Origin of the sequence: Listeria farberi (assembly GCF_014229295.1) — a bacterium.
GTDB lineage: Bacteria > Bacillota > Bacilli > Lactobacillales > Listeriaceae > Listeria > Listeria farberi.
In genome coordinates this window covers 1,354,630-1,373,729 of sequence record NZ_JAARZL010000001.1, presented here as the reverse complement: position 1 = coordinate 1,373,729, position 19,100 = coordinate 1,354,630, and the positions used below count along the sequence as shown (strand labels likewise).

The following is a 19,100-nucleotide window of genomic DNA, read 5'->3' as shown; positions in this document are numbered from 1 at the left end:
TTATAGGAAATTACGTTTCACTTTATCCCAGAAGGAATTTTTAGGCAGTTTAATAATATTGATAAAGCGATCGCCTACTTCTAAGTTAACCTCATGAACATGTTGGATACTAAGTGCTTCGCTATCCATTCCAATCATTGGGAATTCATTATTTCCTTCTTCAGATGCAATCTCAATCCGTAATTTGCGTTTTGGACTAAGAATGAAAGAAGAACCGAGTGTGCGGAATTTGTTATTGTTAATAGAAGCGAGTTCACTTACTTGCATAGATGGAAGAAGTGGGTCCACGATAGAACCGTTCACTGATTTATTATAAGCGGTACTTCCTGTTGGTGTAGAAATAACCATTCCATCACCGCGGAAAGTTTCGAAGTGAGAATCATTAATATAAAGATCCATCGTAAGTGTTCTAATAATGGAAGAACGAATATTAAATTCATTTAAGACATAAAATGCTTTGGTATTATTTACTGTTCCATAAATAGTGGGGTAACGACGTACTAACCAACGATCTTCAATGGCTGCCTTGATGATTTCATCCAATTGATTAATATGGAAGTCACAGTATTGACCTAATTGCTCTGTTAGTGCAATCCCTGCATATAAACAATCTTGACGGAAGCCGGTTTCTCTTACAGATTTAAGAAAAGCACCATCGCCACCAATACTGATAATAACGTTTGCTTTTTGATAGTCATCTGTCAATTCATATCCATAATCCGTCGTAATTTTCTTTAATTCTTTTGCTTTTGCATGTAATTCTTCTGTTTTTCGATAGGAAAAATAAAAAATAGTTTTTGCCATGTTAGTTGTCCCTCCAGAATCCAATTTTAATCAACAAACTTATTATAACATGACTTAAGAGCAATTTCTTTCTTCATCTTTAAAAAAGTGAAAAGGGACACAATTTAAGAGAAAGATTGTACAAAATAAAAGAGACTGGTATTATTACATTATCTAAATAGAAAAAGGGGAGAAATAAATGAACGCTAAAAGATGGATTGCACTAGGAATTGTTTTCGCACTTTTGATAGTTAGTGCGTTAGCAAAATTTACATCAAGTCAAATTGCTTCAATGGAAGAGAGTAACCCGACATTTATCGAAAGTTTATTCGCAGATATGGATGAACTCACAGAAACGGTAATTGAAGAAGGTGGAGCCGATACAATTGCTGTATTATCTGTAGATGGTACAATTCAAGATACGGGAGATTCTGGTTCTTTATTTAGTGGAGCAGGCTACGACCATTCATTTTTCATGCAACAATTAGAACAAGTGAGAAACGATGATTATATTCAAGGTGTACTTTTGTATGTAAATTCACCAGGTGGCGGCGTCATGGAATCCGCACAAATTCGTGACAAAATTTTACAAATTCAAAAAGAACGTAATATACCGTTTTATGTTTCCATGGGGAGTATGGCAGCATCAGGAGGATATTATATTTCCGCACCAGCTGACAAAATTTTTGCAAGCAAAGAAACATTGACTGGTTCGCTTGGCGTTATTATGCAAGGGTATGATTATAGCGAATTAATGAAAAAACTAGGTGTTTCGGATAATACCATTAAAAGTGGCGAATATAAAGATATTATGAGCGGCACCAGACCAATGACAGAAGATGAGAAGAAAATTATGCAGTCAATGATTGATGATTCTTACAATGAGTTCGTTAATGTCGTTGCAAAAGGTCGTGGAATGTCTGTAGAAGAAGTGCGCAAAATTGCAGACGGCCGCATATATGATGGTCGCCAAGCAAAAGAAAATGGCTTAATTGATGAGTTTGGCTATCAAGAAGATGCTTTAGAAGCTTTGAAAAAAGAAAAAGGACTATCGGATGCAACAGTCATCCAATATGATGCACCGGAAGACTTTAGTTCACTGTTCTCTGTAGCAGCACAAAAAATCTCCGGTCAAAATGCGGATATTTCTCAACTAATTAAATTAACTGGCACACTCAAAGCGCCAAGAATGATGTATTTATATGGAGAATAATGTGAGAGGAGAGGCGCAAATGGCTAATGAAAATGCTGCTTTTGAAAGTAAACGCCAAGTCTATCATTATGAACCACCTATTCCGAAAGAAGAAGCTATTCCTAAACAGTATTTTGCTGGATTTTGGATCCGATTTTTAGCTTATTTAGCTGATTTAGTTGTCATTGCGGCTTTGAAGGGAATTATCGTTAACCCGATTTTCCGTGTTTCTGGGATAGAAATGGATGACGGTTTTTTCACATTTTATTGGGGGATGACCACGATTATTTTCCTAGTTTACTTTATTTTACTAACTAAGTTTTTTGGACAAACAATAGGAAAAATGCTGTTCGGACTTCGTGTAGTCAAATTAGATGGGAAAAAATTAACTTGGTTAACCGTATTATTCCGAGAAGGTGCGATGCGTTTTGTATTAAAAACAATTTGGCCTTTATACGTTGTTTGTGCTTTTACGCCAAATAAACAAGGAATTGCAGATTTCTTTGAATCTACCTCTGTTGTCCACATAGGTTATTTAGAATTAGATGAAAAGTGGGCAAATGGAGCAAAAAAATAGCTTATAGTTCACTTCTTCTTTAAAATGGAATAGAAGCGTCCATTAAAGGAGGAAGAAAAATGACTCAAGTAACATTTAAACATAATCCAGTTACACTCGTAGGTACCGAAAGAAAAGCAGGCGATAAAGCGCCAAACTTCACAGTGGTTAATAGAGATTTAGAAGAAGTAACCTTGCACGATTATGACGGTAAAGTGAGACTTATCAGCGTTGTTCCTTCCATTGATACAAGTGTTTGTTCCACACAAACACGTAAATTTAATGAAGAAGCAAGCAATTTAGATAATACGGTTGTCTTAACTATCTCCGTCGATTTACCATTTGCTCAAAAGAAATGGTGTGCAGCAGAAGGTTTGCCAAATGCAATTACTTTATCTGACCACCGCGATCTTTCTTTCGGGGAAGCATACGGTGTCGTTATGAAAGAACTTCGCTTACTAGCGCGTTCTGTTTTCGTTGTAAATGCAGCAGGAGAAATTGTCTACACCGAAGTAGTTTCAGAAGGCAGCGATCATCCGAATTATGGAGCGGCAATTGAAGCTGCGAAAAAAGCATAAATTATCTGTAAAACGTAATGGGTCAAGAAATACTGACCTATTACGTTTTTTATTTTTATGCTAAGATAGTTTTATTGGTAGTGATAATAGATGGGAAGGCAAGGTATTTATATGGATAAAAAAGTTTTTATGGTTTTGGAAGATTTAAACATATTATTATCCACTTTCTTAAATAATGAGAATTTAGGAGTATTTTTTTCTAAAGATTATAAGCATCAGTATATAGGAATCGATGACATTAGTGAAATGCATCTTACTAAAATGCATTCAATATTAGTAGGTAATCAGGATGTACAGCTAAAAATATTAGGGAAATATCAAAGTGAAGTGAATCGAGATGATAAGAGAGGCTTTGTAAGTATAAGGCTTGGTGATGAGGATCAATATGCTTTAGGAGCAACTCTCTTTCTTTCTGATCCATCTGAAAATGAGAGAAGGGTAGTAAATTTAATAAATCAATTCTTACGAAAAAATTGCCATAAAGGTGTTTATAACTCCCAGCGTACCAAAGTTGAAAATTATTATTGGACAAATAGTGCGCTTCTACGTGAAAAAAATTGGCACTTATTCTTAAGGGAAAGAAAATTTTCTGAAAAAAATAAAATAAATGGATACACACCCTTTATAATAGAGGAAGACCAATAAATATATGTTATAGAAAATAGTGATTATTAAGTAGAAATTTTATGAGTAAGAAGTTTTTTCTGTATTACTACAAAAAATAAACTGTACTAATTATAATTAACTATTTCCAATTGGAATTTCATCTTTTACTACAGAAAATCCTTTCACATTCTTTAGAAATACTGTATAATATTTGGTGGTGTTAGTAATGATGGAAATTCGAGGTGTTACTTTTGGCAAATGAAGCAACGCAAGAATTGTTTCAAGTGCTTGATAATACAGCTATTATCTTGCAAAATGAACTTGAAATAAGCTATTTGGAAGCGGTTTATGAAACAGGAGAAAACCTGTTTCAAAAAGAAGTTTTACAAAAAGAAGAGTTGTCTTCTGAAAAACAATTGAAATTACAAGAGTCTTACGAAAGTATCGAACTTGAGAATTTTTCAAATGAAGAAATACGCAAAGGTCTTCAATTAGCACTACTAAAAGGCATGAAACATGGTATTCAAGTCAATCACCAAATGACACCAGATTCCATTGGTTTTATTATGGCTTATTTACTTGAAAAAGTGATTCAAAAAAAGAAAAATATTTCTATTTTGGATCCAGCCTGTGGAACAGCGAACCTTTTAACTACCGTGATAAACCAACTAGAACTAAAAGGCGATGTAGACGTTCATGCGAGTGGTGTGGATGTAGATGATTTGCTTATTTCACTTGCATTAGTAGGCGCGGATTTACAGCGACAAAAAATGACGTTACTTCATCAAGATGGTCTGGCTAATTTGTTAGTAGATCCTGTAGATGTTGTAATGAGTGATTTGCCTGTGGGGTATTATCCAGATGATGAAAATGCAAAAACATTTGAACTTTGCCGTGAAGAAGGGCATTCATTTGCACATTTCTTATTTATTGAACAAGGAATGCGCTACACAAAGCCAGGAGGATATTTGTTCTTCTTGGTACCTGACGCAATGTTTGGGACTAGTGACTTTGCTAAGGTGGACAAGTTTATCAAGAAAAACGGTCATATTGAGGGAATTATTAAATTGCCTGAAACACTGTTTAAGTCTGAACAAGCACGAAAAAGCATCTTGATTTTACGAAAAGCGGACGTAAATGTAAAGCCGCCAAAAGAAGTTTTACTGGCCAATCTCTCTTCACTAACAGATCCGAGCGTAACTGCACCGATTTTAGCTGAAATAGAGAACTGGTTCAAGGGAAACAATAATGGAAGGAATTGACAAAAACAAAATGGAAAAAACGATTGCAATTAACGCCGGAAGTTCTTCACTGAAATTCCAATTATATGATATGCCATCTGAACGTGTTATTACAGCAGGTATTGTAGAAAGAATTGGCTTGAAAGATTCTATTTTCACAATTACTGTAGACGGAGAAAAAATCAAAGAAATTATTGATATTCCTGATCATGAAATTGCTGTTCAAATGCTACTTGAAAAATTAATTAATCACAAAGTTATCGGTTCTTACGATGAAATTACTGGAATTGGTCACCGTGTCGTTCACGGTGGAGAAAGATTCCCTGAATCCGTTTATATTGATGACCAAGTAATTAAAGATATTGAAGCTCTATCTGAACTTGCGCCACTTCATAATCCAGCAAACGTTACTGGAATTAAAGCTTTCCGTAAAATTTTACCTGACGTTGTTTCAGTGGCTGTTTTCGATACAGCGTTCCACCAAACAATGCCTCCAGCAAGTTACCTTTACAGCTTGCCTTACAGCTACTATGAAGATTATGGCATCCGTAAATACGGTTTCCATGGTACAAGTCACAAATATGTATCCGAACGCGCTGCAGAACTTCTAGGTCGTCCTGTAGAAGAGTTACGTTTACTAACATGTCACCTTGGAAATGGTGCTAGTATTGCTGCAATTGAAGGCGGAAAATCAATGGATACTTCCATGGGATTCACTCCACTAGCAGGTGTTTCTATGGGAACTCGTTCTGGTAACATTGACCCAGCGCTTATTCCTTTTATTATGGAAAAAACTGGCAAAACTGCTGAACAAGTGCTTGATGTATTAAATAAAGAATCTGGTATGCTTGGTGTTTCTGGTATTTCAAGCGACCTTCGTGATTTAGAAGATGAAGCTGCAAAAGGAAACGACCGTGCAGAACTTGCACTTCAAGTTTTCGTTGACCGTATTCATAAATACATTGGTTCTTATGCAGCTCGAATGAACGGCGTAGACGCAATTATCTTCACAGCTGGTATCGGTGAAAATAGTTCATACATTCGTGAAAAAGTACTTCGTGGGCTTGAATTCATGGGCGTATACTGGGATCCAGCACTTAACCAAGTGCGCGGAGAAGAAAGATTCCTTAACTACCCACATTCTCCGGTAAAAGTAATCATCATTCCTACAAACGAAGAATTAATGATTGCTCGTGATGTAGAGACAATTAAAAACAATCGCTAAAAACGATAAAAAAGGCTAGCTCTTTTTAAAGAGCTAGCCTTTTTCTATTATTATTTCTCATCTTTATAATCAGGCACATCATTACGAACTACAAGGACATCACAAGGGGAGTGGCGAATAATATATTCTGATACACTACCAATTAACAAACGTTCTACAGCGTTTAGGCCAGTAGCACCACACATAATTAAATCTGCTTGGAATGCTTTTGCTGCTTCTTTTGTAATGGCTGTTTTTGGTGAACCGTATTCAATATAGCTTTCTACTTTTGTTACACCGCCTTTTAAAGCATCTTCTTTATAGCCACTAAGTAATTCGTCTGCATATTCAGTAGCTTTGTCCGCCATGCTTGTATCATAATTGGCTACGGACGAGAACGCACGTGTATCAATAACATGTACAAGACCAAGCGCCGCATCATTACGGTTAGCCACTTGAATTGCTTTTTGGAAAGCTCTTTCTGCTTCTTTAGATCCATCAACTGCTACTAAAACTCTTTCATATTGTTGTAACATAATAATTCCTCCAATCAAAATATATGTATCTACTATACTTATATTTTACCCCTTTTTTTCCAAAAGAACCATAAAATGAAAAATAAATTATTATGAGGTAAATATTTCGTCTAATTTTGCTAAATCTTTTGTTTGAATTTCCGTTAGTTAATTTTTTACAATTTAGGTATATTGTGTTAGCATGGGGGTGTAGAAAATCTTTTATAGTCTATTATACCTATATCGAGGAGAGTGATTTAGATGTTAGTCGGCGTACCAAGAGAAATAAAAAATAATGAGAATAGGGTGGCAATGACCCCGGCAAGTGTTTTTTCTTATGTAAATGCAGGACACACTGTTTATGTGGAAAAAGATGCGGGGATTGGCTCTAATTATCAAGACGCTGATTTTGTGCAAGCGGGAGCAAAAATTGTCGAAACAGCTAAAGAGGCTTGGGATGTAGACATGGTTGTAAAAGTAAAAGAACCAATTGCTTCAGAATACCAATATTTTAAAGAAGGTTTATTACTTTTCACATATTTACATTTAGCGAATGAACCAAAGCTTGCCGAAGCTTTATTACAAAGTAAAGTAAATAGTGTAGCTTATGAAACAGTAGAACTCGCTGATCATACACTTCCACTACTTTCTCCAATGAGTGAGGTTGCAGGAAGAATGGCAGCTCAGATTGGTGCACAATTTTTACAAAGAACAAATGGTGGTATGGGTGTATTGCTTGGTGGTGTACCTGGTGTCGAGAAAAGTGAAGTAGTTATTATCGGTGGCGGAATTGCTGGAACAAATGCAGCAAAAATTGCTGTAGGACTTGGCGCTAATGTTACAATACTGGATATGAATTTGAAACGACTTCGCGAATTAGATGACATTTTTGGGAATCAAGTACAAACTTTAATGTCAAATGATTTTAACATCGAAATGGCTGTTAAAAAGGCCGATTTAGTCATAGGAGCTGTATTAATCAAAGGAGCAAAAGCACCAAAATTAGTTAAGGAGCATGTTATTAAACAAATGATTCCTGGTTCAGTTCTTGTGGATATTGCAATTGATCAGGGCGGGATTTTTGAAACTACCGATCATGTTTCTACACATGATAATCCAACATATGAAAAATATGGAGTTCTTCATTATGCAGTTGCTAATATGCCAGGAGCTGTTCCGCGGACATCTACCTTAGCGTTAACAAATGCTACCTTACCATTTGGATTAAAACTTGCGAATGATGGATTAGAAGAAGCTATAAAAAAAGATCCATACTTGCTTCGTGGTTTAAATACGTATCAAGGGCATATTACGTATAAAGCTGTTTCTGATTCTTTGGATTTACCTTATACAAATAGTGCAGAATTAATTTAATAAAAAGCAAACTTCCGCACGGAAGTTTGCTTTTTTTATTTGATAACTTGTAACGTTTTTGGAAACTCGGTTAGCACTTGAACACCGTCTTTTGTAACTACTAAATCATCTTCAATACGAACGCCAGCCACTCCAGGAACATAAATACCTGGTTCAATCGTAAATACCATATTTTCCTGCAATTCCATTTTATTTGTTTCTGTGATGGAAGGGAATTCGTGAACACTAGCACCTAATCCATGACCGAGGCGATGGGGGAAATAATCGCCATATCCAGCTTCACGAATAATATTCCTAGCAGTTAAATCGATATCACTTGCTTTTATACCAGCTTTTACTTTTTCAACAGCAGCTAGTTGTGCTTCTAAAACAGTATCGTAAATTTTTTTCTGTTCATCGGAAATGTCACCGAAAGCTACTGTACGTGTAATGTCAGAGCAATAGCCTTTATGGACAACCCCTAAATCAAATAAAACTAAATCGCCTTTTTGGATTTTAGTTTCGCCAGGAGTACCGTGTGGCAGGGCACCGTTTTTACCAGTAAGCACCATTGTATCGAAAGACATTGCGGTTACGCCTTTTTTCTTCATTTCATATTCGATTTTTGCCACAATTTCTGCTTCGGTTTTGCCTTCTGCGATTTCGTCTACGCCAACTTGTACCGCATAATCTGCTAATAAAGCTGCTTCTTTTAATATTTTTAGTTCGGCTTCTGTTTTTATAAGACGAATTTGCTCGATTTTGTGTTCAATCGGAATGAAAGAGCTGTCGGCGAATAAACCACCTAATTGTTCGTAGCGATCTACGCTCATATGTTTTTTCTCAATAGCAAATTTACTTGGATTTGCTATACGTTTTCTGATTTCGTCTGCAATGATTGTGAAAGGGTTCTCGGTATCGTTATATCCATACGCAGGGTGTGTCCAGTCGCCGCCACGAACATCTTCTACTTCAAGAGCCGGCGTAAATAGAAAAGGTTCGTTATCTGGGAAGACAGCTAAGCCAAGTACACGCTCATGTGGCTCACTATGATAACCTGAGAAATAGGCGATGTTCTCTGGATCTGTTAAAAATGCCACCTCGGCACCTTGGTCTTTTAACCAGTTTTGTAAGATATCGATATTTTTTTCCATAATTGTACCTTCTTTCCAATTGATTTCTATTTCATGATAACATGTGGAGGAAATATTTTGCTAATAAACGCCTCCTAGTTTACGAGGTGTTATATATTAGTTTATAATAAATAGTGGTACAATAATACACGTAAAATAATTAATCAGGAAGGAAGTTTTTACTATGAAGATTTCATTTCATGGTCAATCTTGTATTAAAATAATTACTGGAAATACAACTATTTTAGTTGATCCATTTATTTCTGGGAATGAAAAGTGTGATTTAAAAGCAGAAGAGCAAATGCCAGATTTTATTGTTCTGTCGCATGGGCATGATGATCATGTCGGTGATACAGTTGAAATTGCTAAGAATTCTGGAGCAACAGTCATTTGTAATGCAGATTTAGCTGCATTTTTAGCTGTAGAAGATGGTCTTGAGAATATTGCGGCAATGCATATTGGTGGGAAAAGACAGTTTAGTTTTGGGCAAATAAAGTTAACGCAAGCTTTTCACGGATCACAGACAGTTCGAGATGGTCGCATTGTTAACCTTGGTTTCCCAACCGGAATTGTATTTACGATAGAAGATAAAAATATTTATTTTGCAGGGGACACTGGTTTATTTTCTGATATGAAATTAATTGGTGAATTAACCCCGTTAGATGTTGCTTTTTTGCCAATTGGGGATAATTTTACAATGGGACCGGAAGATGCGGCGATTGCAGCACGATTTTTACAAGCGAAATTAGTTGTTCCAATGCATTACAATACATTTCCTTTGATTGCGCAAGATCCGCACAAATTTGTTGCATCGCTTGATAAGGGGATAACTGGCAAAGTACTTGAAATTGGGGAAGGTATCGAAATCTAACAAAATAGGAATGGGTGAACGAGTCGTGGCCACAAAACATGAACAGATTTTAAAATACATTGAAAATCTTGCAGTTGGAGAAAAAATTTCTGTGCGAAAAATCGCAAAAAACTTATCTGTAAGTGAGGGTACCGCTTATCGGGCTATTAAAGACGCAGAAATAATCGGGTTTGTTTCCACCATTAAACGAGTGGGGACACTTCGAATTGAACGAAAACAAAAGGATAGTATCGAAAAATTAACTTTTGCTGAGATTGTGAACATGATTGATGGGCAAGTGTTAGGCGGTCGTGCTGGGCTTTACAAATCGCTTAATAAGTTTGTTATTGGTGCGATGACGGTGGAAGCGATGGAACGCTATACCGACGCTGGGAACTTATTAATTGTCGGAAATCGGGTGAGCGCTCATGAACTTGCTTTGAAACGTGGCGCGGCGGTACTGATTACTGGTGGATTTGATACGGACGACGAAGTAAAACAGTTGGCGGATGAGAAAGAATTGCCTATTTTATCGACTTCGTATGATACGTTTACGGTTGCAACGATGATTAACCGCGCGATTTATGACCAATTAATTAAAAAAGAAGTAGTATTTGTTGAGGATATTTTGACACCACTAGAAACAACTGCATTTTTATCTACGTCTGATAAAGTGGAAGATTGGCATAAAATGGAAGAGGCAACAGGCCACAGCCGTTTCCCTGTTGTTAACCGGGCGATGAGACTAACTGGGATGGTTACGAGTAAGGATATTCTAGAAAAAAATCCAAGTATTTCGATTGAACGAGTAATGACAAAAAATCCGTTAACCGTTGGACCGAAAATGAGCGTAGCCTCGGTGGCACACATGATGATTTGGGAGAGTATCGAAGTAATTCCGGTCGTTAAAGATGACTTAACTTTAATTGGTATCGTTAGCAGACAGGATATTCTAAAATCTATGCAAATGATTCAAAAACAACCGCAAGTCGGCGAAACAATTGATGATACGATTGCGAATCAGCTTTCCGAAAAAGCAGATACTGGCGAAGAGGCAGATTACGAATTTAAAGTAAGCCCCCAAATGACTAATTCGCTTGGAACATTATCGTACGGTGTATTTACCCAAGTGGTCTGCGAAGTCGTACAGCAAAAACTATTTTCTATGAAGAAACGGAATGTAGCGATTGAAAATGTAACAATGTATTTTCTAAAACCTGTTCAAATGGACGCGACGATTGTCATTAAGCCGCGAATTTTGGAAATGGGGCGTAAAGCCGGGAAGTTAGATGTAGAGCTTTATTTAGAAGGGATTTTGACCGGAAAAGCTATTGTCGCTTGTCAAATGATGGAACGTTAAAAAGAAATAGAGGCGAAACAATGAAAAGTGAGATTTTACAACAAATAAAACAATATGAAACGATTATTTTGCATAGGCATGTACGTCCTGACCCAGATGCATACGGTTCGCAAATGGGACTTGCAGAAATTATCCGAGCTAGTTTTCCAGAGAAAAAAGTTTACTCGGTTGGTAATGATGAAGTGTCGCTCCAATTTTTAGGTGCAGTAGATGAAATAGCCGATGAAGTATATAAAGATGCGCTTGTAATTGTGTGTGACACCGCAAACCAAGAGCGGATTTCAGACGGGCGGTTTAACCTCGGTAAAGCACTAATCAAAATTGACCACCATCCAAATGATGATGCTTATGGTGATTTACTTTGGGTTGATACGACTGCTTCTTCTTGTAGCGAAATGATTGCTGCTTTTTGGGAATCATTTTCAGAAGAGTTAATTCTAAATGAAACAGCTGCAAGACTCCTCTATGCTGGAATTGTTGGTGATACTGGACGGTTCTTGTATCCAAGTACAACAGAAGAAACTTTACTTCTATCCTCGTATTTAGTAACATTTCCATTTGATCGTCCGGCGCTTTACCGTGAATTATATGAGCTACCAAAAAATACAGTGAAGCTTTCAGGGTATATTTTGCAAAACTTTGTTATGGATGAAAATGGCGCTGCAACCGTTTATTTAAGTGATACGCTTTTAAACGAGTTTGAAGTAGATCCGCGCGACGCTTCCGCACTTGTATCTTGCATCGAAAATGTGGAAGGAATTAAGGCGTGGATTATGTTCATTCAAGAAGGCCCGGTTTTCAGAGCGCGGTTACGTTCAAAAGGACCAGTTATTAATGAGCTAGCGAAAGAATACGGTGGAGGCGGACACCCACTCGCTTCTGGCGCGACCCTTCATAATGAAGAAGAAATAAAAGAAATGACAGCAAAACTTGCACGCATCTGTGCGGCTAAATAAACAAGAAATAAAGCCAGTTTAACTAGCTGGCTTTATTTTTATATAAAAACACGAACACACTTTCTTTTTTTTAGCTTAACCGATATAATGGAAAAAGAGAGTTTTGAAAGGAGAGAGGATAGTGGGGTTTGTTCATTTACAAGTTGCGAGTGCTTATGATTTGCTTTCTAGTACAGCATCAATCGATAAGCTAATCGCTAAAGCAAAAGAATACCATTATCCAGCCTTAGCAATTACGGATAAAAATGTACTTTACGGAGTAGTTGAATTTTATCAAAAGTGTTTAGCGGCGGATATAAAACCAATTATCGGGATGACGGTGACAATACAAGGTTACTTAAATCCAATTAATTCATATGAGTTGATATTAATTGCGGAATCAACCGCTGGATATCATGAGTTATTAAAAATCGCAAGTGCCATTCAAACACGGGAAGAAGGTCCCGAATTGCCACAGAGTTGGTTGCGTGCGTATAGCAGTCATTTAATTGCTATTTCACCCGGCGCCAAGGGAGAAGTAGAGCGTCTTCTTATGGAAGAAAATCATGGGGGGGCACTAGAAGTTTACGAGAACTTAGTCAGTATTTTTGGCAAAGAATCCGTTTATTTATCAGCCCAAAAAGAAAACCCACGCCTTTTTGCCAAAATAGAAGCTTTTTCAGCAGAAGAAAAGGCTCCTGTTGTTGCAACGAAAGATGTCCAATATATGGAGCCAAAAGATGCTCAGGCTAAAGAAGTTTTGACTGCAATCCGTGATAATCGTACAGTAGATTGGGAGACGCTGCCACTCGCTGGTCCCAATTATTTTACTTCACAGGCTGAAATGGAGCGTGACTGGCAGACTGATTTCGAAAAACAGGCATGTCTCGAAACAGAGAAATTAGCCGAACGTTGTCACGTTGAAATCGCCTTAGATCAGCATTTATTGCCAAGATTTCCGTTAAACCAAGAACAAAATGCCTCAGATGTTTTAAGGCAAACGGCTTATGCTGGCTTGAAAGAACGGGATTTATTAGCAAAAGAATATCGCGAACGTTTAGATTATGAGCTAAACGTTATTACAGAGATGGGGTTTGCAGATTATTTCTTAATTGTTTGGGATGTTATCCGTTATTCTCGAGAAGCAGGAATTTTAACTGGACCAGGTAGGGGGTCTGCGGCAGGGTCGCTTGTTTCCTATGCGCTTAGAATTACCGATGTCGATCCAATTCGTTATAACTTGCTATTTGAACGATTTTTAAACCCAGAAAGAATAACAATGCCTGATATTGATTTAGATTTTCCAGATAATCGCAGGGATGAAGTAATTTCTTATGTCGTATCTAAATACGGAGAGGCGCACGTTGCCCAAATTGGTACATTCGGGACCTTAGCTGCTAAAGCGGCGATTCGTGATACTGCGAGAAGCTTTGGTTTAAATTCGGTCCTATTATCAGAATGGTCGAAGTTAATTCCAAGTCAATTAGGCATCACCTTACAAAAAGCCTTCCAAGAAAGTCCACGACTGGAAAATCATATTAAAAGCTCCAAAGAAAACGAAATGATATGGGAAGTAGCTTGCCAACTCGAAGGTTTACCGCGCCATATTTCGACGCATGCTGCCGGGATTGTTATTAGCGATAAGCCCCTCGTTGAACAAGTTGCGCTTCAATTAGGTAGCGGAGATGCTAGATTGACCCAGTTTGCTATGGGGGAATTAGAAAAAATCGGCTTACTTAAAATGGACTTTCTTGGGCTCAGAAATCTGAGTTTACTTGATCGTGTTTTAAAATCAATTAATTATACTCGAGAAACGCCGCTAACTTTAGCAGATATTTCTTTAGAAGATAAAAAAACATTAAAACTGTTTCAAACAGGCGATACGACAGGCGTATTCCAATTTGAGTCAGACGGGATTCGCCGAGTGCTCCGAAAATTAAAGCCGACTTCTTTTGAAGATGTTGTGGCTGTGGATGCACTTTACCGCCCAGGACCAATGGAACAAATTGATACGTTTATTGCTAGAAAGCATGGAAAAGAAAAAATTCAATATCCACATCCAGATTTAGCGCCTATTTTAGAAGTGACTTATGGCGTTATCGTCTATCAAGAACAAATTATTCAAGTAGCTAATCAGATGGCTGGTTTTTCACTAGGAGAAGCAGATTTATTAAGACGAGCTGTCAGCAAGAAAAAAGCGGATGTTTTAAACGAGCAAAGACTTCATTTTGTTGAAGGAGCTAAAAATAAAGGGTATTTAGAGAGTAGTGCTAATCAAGTTTACGACATGATTGTCCAATTCGCGAATTATGGGTTTAACCGGAGTCATGCAGCTGCTTACTCAAAGATCGCTTTTCAATTAGCCTATTTAAAAGCACATTTTCCAGCGGCATTTATGTCGTCGCTTCTTAGTTCTGTTTTTGGAAACGATGATAAAATTTCCCAATATATTACAGAAGCAAAGAACTACGGTATCAACATGTTAGCACCAAGTATTAATCATAGTAATTATTACTTCCAAATGGAAAACGAGACCTCAATCCGTTATAGTTTCCGGGTTATTCGAAAAGTACCAACAAAATTTATTTTAGAAATCATCAATGAACGGAAGAAAGCACCATTTAAAGACTTCTTTGACTTTTGTGAAAGAATGCCTCACAAAATGCTCTCAGAAACGGTTTTAGAAGCGCTTGTTTTTTCTGGTTGTTTTGATGAATTTGGTGAAGACCGGGCAACTATATTAGCAACAATAGATGCAGTACTGCAATACATTTCATTACTCGGAGAAGATTCAAAAGGTATGAATCTTTTTGCAGAAGATGATGAGTTTTTGAAAAAAATGAAACCTCGTTACCGGAAAACCGCGCCAATTTCGATTGACGAAAAATTAGAAAAAGAAAAATTATATACGGGTCAATACGTTTCGGCACATCCAGTATCATATTATCAAAACAAATTACAAAACCTTGCTATTACAAAGTTAGCGAGTGTTGTTTCTGGAAAAATCTATCAAGTTGCAGCCTATGTTCATGAAGTGAAGTCTATTCGAACTAAAAAAGGGGAAACGATGTGCTTTTTGACGATTAGTGATGAATCGAAAGAACTAAGTGCTGTGATGTTTCCTGAAAGCTACCGAAAATACGCCAATTTTGCTCAAAAAGGAGAAATTCTTTTTCTTAAAGTGAAAGCAGATACGAGGAATGGAGAACTTCAATTAATTATCAATGAAGCTTCAGATTTAAAAGAAATGAAAGCTCCAGTAAGGCTATTTCTAAAGGTTACGGAACCACTGCAAATGGAGCAAATAAAACCGATTTTAGCGCGACATAAAGGAGATAGCAAAGTTATTATTCACCAAGCAATAACCAAGCAAACAACGGAACTTAAAAATATTCAAGTTACACCATCAAATGAGCTGCAAGAAGCACTGTTGAAGTTGCTTGGTAAAGAGAATGTAGTGTTTAAGTAATCTTAGACTTTCTATATTTATAGAAAGTATGTTATAGTTTAACGTGGAAAACAATATTGCGCAGTCTGTCCAGTTGTAATTCGGATAGACTGGCATTTTGTCTTCTTGTGGAAAAATGCGATGGATTTATGTTTCATGTCTTTATTCATTTTTTATTTTTACAACATTAAGAATCGTTAATAACCACAATAGAAAGCGTAAATGGGGAGGGTTATCCTTGCTAGGAGACTTGTTTACAAAACCAAAAAAGAGAAAATATGCCACAATTCCTTCTGATGGGACAAAAGCAGATGTTCCAGAAGGTATTATGACAAAATGTCCAGAATGCAAAAAAATAATGTATACCAAAGAATTGCAAAAGAATCTTATGGTATGTAATTATTGTGGTTTTCACCATCCAATTGGTGCTACAGCTAGAATTGATATGTTAGTTGATGCAGGCTCTTTTGAAGAGATTGATGCTAATTTAACGACTGCGAATCCACTTGGTTTTGAAAATTATATGGATCGAATTGAGAAAGATAAGCAGAAGAGTGGTTTGAATGAAGCGATTGTTACTGGTCATGCTACGATTGATGGTAATCCGCTTGTGATTGCTGTTATGGACTCACGCTTTAGAATGGCGAGTATGGGTTCCGTTGTCGGCGAAAAAATTCTTCGTGCAGTAGAGGAAGCTGATAAATCAAGTAAACCATTTGTAATTTTCACTGCTTCTGGTGGTGCTCGTATGCAAGAGGGAATGCTTTCACTTATGCAAATGGCGAAAACTTCCGCCGCATTTAAACGATTTAGTAATCACGGTGGACTTGTCATTACGGTAATGACGCATCCGACTACTGGTGGCGTTTCTGCTAGTTTTGCATCACTTGGAGATTATAATTTTGCGGAACCCGGCGCACTTATCGGTTTTGCTGGTCGCCGAGTGATTGAGCAAACTGTTCGTGAAGAATTACCAGAAGACTTCCAAACAGCGGAATTCTTATTAAAGCATGGACAATTAGATGACTGTATTTCACGACTTGATTTACAAAATAAATTAAGCTTTATTTTAAAAATCCATGTGAAAACACCTGAAGTTGGAGGTGAATCTGATGGCGAATGAAATGGAATTTGAGAAGCCAATTTTAGAATTAAAAAGTAAAATCGCTGACTTAAAGGAATATAATGAGACTTCTGATGTTGATTTGACTAATGAAATTGAAAAGCTAGAAAAACGCTTAACTAAGTTAGAATCCAGCATCTATAGCAATATGACTGCTTGGGATAAATTTCAAGTAGCTCGCCATCCGGACAGACCTACTACACTTGATTATATTTCGCTTTTATTTGAAGACTTTATGGAACTTCACGGGGATCGTGCATTTGGTGACGATGCTGCAATTGTTGGTGGTATCGCCACTTTCAAAGGTATTCCTGTGACAGTTATTGGACACCAACGTGGTAAAGATACAAAAGATAATCTGCACCGTAATTTTGGTATGCCTCATCCTGAAGGTTTCCGTAAGGCACTACGTTTGATGAAACAAGCAGATAAATTTGGTCGACCAATTATTTGTTTCATCGATACAAAAGGCGCTTATCCTGGTCGAGCTGCAGAAGAACGGGGCCAAAGTGAAGCAATTGCTAGAAATCTTTATGAAATGAGCGATATGAAAGTACCGATTATTTCTATTGTTATCGGTGAAGGTGGAAGTGGTGGTGCACTTGCTCTTGGTGTTGGAAATCAAATTTTCATGCTTGAAAATGCGGTTTTCTCTGTTATTTCACCAGAAGGAGCTGCAGCCATTTTATGGAAAGATGCTAGTCAAGCAAAAAAAGCAGCCGAATCTATGCGGATTACAGCTGGTGATTTATTTGAACTTGGCATTACAGATGGAATCATTCCAGAAGTAAAAGGCGGTGCACACCGAGATTTAACAGCACAAGCCGAAGAAATTAACAAAACTATCACGAAGTCTTTACATGCTCTAATGGCATTTTCTGAGGAACAATTAATGGAACAACGTTATGAAAAATTCAAGAAAATCGGCGTATATGAGACTTTATAAATAAAGAAAGAAGCGGATTTCCTAAAATATGGAAATTCGCTTCTTTGGTATATGCCAAATGGGGAAAGAAAGTTTATTCGTTCACAAGTATAGACCAATTATATTTATATAAGCTATAAAGCCGTTTTTTGGTCAAATCGGAATAGACCGATATAAGAAAGCGCATATGCAAGCGGTTACGCTTTAAAAAAGTGCTTTGTTGGAGCTTTTCATTTGACCTTTTTTCATGTAGAATAAACACATGTGATGAAAAACAATATCATTGTCTGAGGTGGTAAGTAAAATGAAACGAATTGCAATTTTAACAAGTGGAGGAGACGCTCCAGGAATGAATGCAGCCACTCGTGCTGTTGTACGGAAAGCAATCTATGAAGGACTCGAAGTTTACGGTATTAACTATGGCTTTTTAGGGCTAGTCAATGGCGATATTCGTAAATTAGAATTAGGTTCTGTTGGTGATTTACTTCACCGCGGAGGTACATTCCTTTATTCCGCAAGATATCCTGAATTTGCTACAGAAGAAGGACAACTTAAAGGAATTGAACAATTGAAAAAACATCAAATCGATGGTTTAGTTGTAATCGGTGGAGATGGTTCTTACCACGGAGCGGAAGCACTTACAAAACGTGGTTTCCCAACTATTGGTATCCCAGGAACTATTGATAATGATATTTCTGGAACTGATTTTACTATTGGTTTTGATACAGCTTTAAACACTGTTCTTGATGCACTTGATAAAATCCGTGATACAGCTACTAGTCATGAACGTACTTTCATTATTGAAGTTATGGGTCGTGATGCTGGTGATATCGCTCTTTGGTCTGGTCTTGCTGGTGGCGCTGAAGCTATCATCGTTCCAGAAGAAAGCTTTAATATGGATGATGTCGTGGATCGTTTGAACAAAGGTCGCGAACGTGGTAAAAAACACAGTATTATCGTCGTTGCTGAAGGTGTAATGTCCGGTAACGAATTCGCTAAACAATTAGCTGAATATGGCGATTATCATGCACGTGTAACTGTTCTTGGACACGTTCAACGTGGTGGTAGCCCGACTGCATTTGACCGTGTACTTGCAAGTCGTCTCGGTGCACGTTCAGTAGAATTATTGTTAGAAAACCGCGGAGGATTAGCTGTTGGAATCCGTGAAAATAGAATTGTCGAAAATGACATTAGTGAGATTTTGAAAGAAAAACACACTCTTGATCAAAAATTATTTGATCTTGCATCTATTTTGTCGATTTAAAACGGCTGAAGAGCTGGCTGCCATGACAAAGCAT

The 19,100-nt window shown here is 37.2% G+C and carries 17 protein-coding genes; 14 read left to right on the top strand and 3 right to left on the bottom strand.

The annotated features are described in order from the left end of the window. Entirely contained in the window at positions 1-804 is an 804-nt protein-coding gene (locus HCB38_RS06820) for an NAD kinase (protein WP_003723315.1), read from the bottom strand. 178 nt (positions 805-982) lie between these two features. On the opposite strand from HCB38_RS06820, the gene sppA reads away from it, so the two are divergent. The 6 genes from sppA to HCB38_RS06790 all read left to right on the top strand — a co-directional run bounded on the left by sppA (position 983) and on the right by HCB38_RS06790 (position 6,181). Further along, a complete protein-coding gene (gene sppA, locus HCB38_RS06815; RefSeq protein ID WP_185318894.1) occupies positions 983-1,996 on the top strand; it encodes a signal peptide peptidase SppA in 1,014 nt (337 codons plus the stop codon). Between the two features lie 19 nt (positions 1,997-2,015). Next, positions 2,016-2,552, top strand: a complete 537-nt coding sequence (locus HCB38_RS06810) for an RDD family protein (protein WP_185637920.1) — start codon at positions 2,016-2,018, stop codon at positions 2,550-2,552. A 59-nt stretch (positions 2,553-2,611) separates the two neighbouring features. Next, positions 2,612-3,109 carry a thiol peroxidase gene (gene tpx, locus HCB38_RS06805; protein ID WP_185318892.1) on the top strand — a complete coding sequence of 166 codons (498 nt, stop codon included), beginning with the start codon at positions 2,612-2,614 and terminating at the stop codon, positions 3,107-3,109. 111 nt (positions 3,110-3,220) lie between these two features. After that, complete coding sequence (locus tag HCB38_RS06800) at positions 3,221-3,754, top strand: hypothetical protein (protein WP_185318891.1); 534 nt, start codon at positions 3,221-3,223, stop codon at positions 3,752-3,754. A 212-nt stretch (positions 3,755-3,966) separates the two neighbouring features. Then, on the top strand, positions 3,967-4,977 hold the full coding sequence (locus HCB38_RS06795) for a class I SAM-dependent methyltransferase (RefSeq protein WP_185318890.1): 1,011 nt from the start codon (positions 3,967-3,969) through the stop codon (positions 4,975-4,977). Positions 4,978-4,987: 10 nt separating this feature from the next. Next, positions 4,988-6,181, top strand: a complete 1,194-nt coding sequence (locus HCB38_RS06790) for an acetate kinase (protein WP_010989750.1) — start codon at positions 4,988-4,990, stop codon at positions 6,179-6,181. Between the two features lie 50 nt (positions 6,182-6,231). On the opposite strand, the gene HCB38_RS06785 is transcribed toward HCB38_RS06790, so the two are convergent. Then, on the bottom strand, positions 6,232-6,696 hold the full coding sequence (locus HCB38_RS06785) for a universal stress protein (protein WP_185318889.1): 465 nt from the start codon (positions 6,694-6,696) through the stop codon (positions 6,232-6,234). Between the two features lie 240 nt (positions 6,697-6,936). On the opposite strand from HCB38_RS06785, the gene ald reads away from it, so the two are divergent. Further along, positions 6,937-8,049: an alanine dehydrogenase gene (ald, locus tag HCB38_RS06780; RefSeq protein WP_185637918.1), complete on the top strand. Its 1,113-nt coding sequence runs from the start codon at positions 6,937-6,939 to the stop codon at positions 8,047-8,049. Positions 8,050-8,084: 35 nt separating this feature from the next. On the opposite strand, the gene HCB38_RS06775 is transcribed toward ald, so the two are convergent. Next, on the bottom strand, positions 8,085-9,182 hold the full coding sequence (locus tag HCB38_RS06775; RefSeq protein WP_185637915.1) for a M24 family metallopeptidase: 1,098 nt from the start codon (positions 9,180-9,182) through the stop codon (positions 8,085-8,087). 163 nt (positions 9,183-9,345) lie between these two features. On the opposite strand from HCB38_RS06775, the gene HCB38_RS06770 reads away from it, so the two are divergent. The 7 genes from HCB38_RS06770 to pfkA all read left to right on the top strand — a co-directional run bounded on the left by HCB38_RS06770 (position 9,346) and on the right by pfkA (position 19,066). Beyond that, on the top strand, positions 9,346-10,032 hold the full coding sequence (locus HCB38_RS06770; RefSeq protein ID WP_185318886.1) for a metal-dependent hydrolase: 687 nt from the start codon (positions 9,346-9,348) through the stop codon (positions 10,030-10,032). A gap of 25 nt (positions 10,033-10,057) precedes the next feature. After that, positions 10,058-11,371, top strand: coding sequence for a CBS-HotDog domain-containing transcription factor YtoI (gene ytoI / locus HCB38_RS06765; protein ID WP_008947944.1), 1,314 nt, complete (start codon positions 10,058-10,060; stop codon positions 11,369-11,371). Between the two features lie 20 nt (positions 11,372-11,391). After that, positions 11,392-12,327, top strand: a complete 936-nt coding sequence (locus tag HCB38_RS06760) for a DHH family phosphoesterase (RefSeq protein ID WP_003767089.1) — start codon at positions 11,392-11,394, stop codon at positions 12,325-12,327. A 121-nt stretch (positions 12,328-12,448) separates the two neighbouring features. Next, positions 12,449-15,775 (top strand): DNA polymerase III subunit alpha, encoded by a 3,327-nt coding sequence (gene dnaE / locus HCB38_RS06755; protein ID WP_185637913.1) that lies wholly within the window; start codon positions 12,449-12,451, stop codon positions 15,773-15,775. 217 nt (positions 15,776-15,992) lie between these two features. Further along, positions 15,993-16,877: an acetyl-CoA carboxylase, carboxyltransferase subunit beta gene (accD, locus tag HCB38_RS06750; RefSeq protein WP_185618848.1), complete on the top strand. Its 885-nt coding sequence runs from the start codon at positions 15,993-15,995 to the stop codon at positions 16,875-16,877. Next, positions 16,867-17,823, top strand: a complete 957-nt coding sequence (locus tag HCB38_RS06745) for an acetyl-CoA carboxylase carboxyltransferase subunit alpha (RefSeq protein WP_185618850.1) — start codon at positions 16,867-16,869, stop codon at positions 17,821-17,823. The genes accD and HCB38_RS06745 overlap by 11 nt, the downstream gene beginning before the upstream one ends. A 283-nt stretch (positions 17,824-18,106) precedes the next feature. Further along, positions 18,107-19,066: a 6-phosphofructokinase gene (pfkA, locus tag HCB38_RS06740; protein ID WP_003723299.1), complete on the top strand. Its 960-nt coding sequence runs from the start codon at positions 18,107-18,109 to the stop codon at positions 19,064-19,066. The last annotated feature ends 34 nt before the right edge of the window (positions 19,067-19,100 follow it).

Excerpts from the sequence above, each read along its gene's own strand:
- ald (WP_185637918.1), top strand. The coding sequence starts at position 6,937 with ATGTTAGTCGGCGTACCAAGAGAAATAAAAAATAATGAGAATAGGGTG.
- pfkA (WP_003723299.1), top strand. The coding sequence starts at position 18,107 with ATGAAACGAATTGCAATTTTAACAAGTGGAGGAGACGCTCCAGGAATG.
- HCB38_RS06770 (WP_185318886.1), top strand. The coding sequence starts at position 9,346 with ATGAAGATTTCATTTCATGGTCAATCTTGTATTAAAATAATTACTGGA.
- HCB38_RS06785 (WP_185318889.1), bottom strand. The coding sequence starts at position 6,696 with ATGTTACAACAATATGAAAGAGTTTTAGTAGCAGTTGATGGATCTAAA.
- HCB38_RS06745 (WP_185618850.1), top strand. The coding sequence starts at position 16,867 with ATGGCGAATGAAATGGAATTTGAGAAGCCAATTTTAGAATTAAAAAGT.
- sppA (WP_185318894.1), top strand. The coding sequence starts at position 983 with ATGAACGCTAAAAGATGGATTGCACTAGGAATTGTTTTCGCACTTTTG.
- HCB38_RS06810 (WP_185637920.1), top strand. The coding sequence starts at position 2,016 with ATGGCTAATGAAAATGCTGCTTTTGAAAGTAAACGCCAAGTCTATCAT.
- HCB38_RS06820 (WP_003723315.1), bottom strand. The coding sequence starts at position 804 with ATGGCAAAAACTATTTTTTATTTTTCCTATCGAAAAACAGAAGAATTA.
- HCB38_RS06790 (WP_010989750.1), top strand. The coding sequence starts at position 4,988 with ATGGAAAAAACGATTGCAATTAACGCCGGAAGTTCTTCACTGAAATTC.
- HCB38_RS06760 (WP_003767089.1), top strand. The coding sequence starts at position 11,392 with ATGAAAAGTGAGATTTTACAACAAATAAAACAATATGAAACGATTATT.
- HCB38_RS06775 (WP_185637915.1), bottom strand. The coding sequence starts at position 9,182 with ATGGAAAAAAATATCGATATCTTACAAAACTGGTTAAAAGACCAAGGT.
- tpx (WP_185318892.1), top strand. The coding sequence starts at position 2,612 with ATGACTCAAGTAACATTTAAACATAATCCAGTTACACTCGTAGGTACC.
- HCB38_RS06800 (WP_185318891.1), top strand. The coding sequence starts at position 3,221 with ATGGATAAAAAAGTTTTTATGGTTTTGGAAGATTTAAACATATTATTA.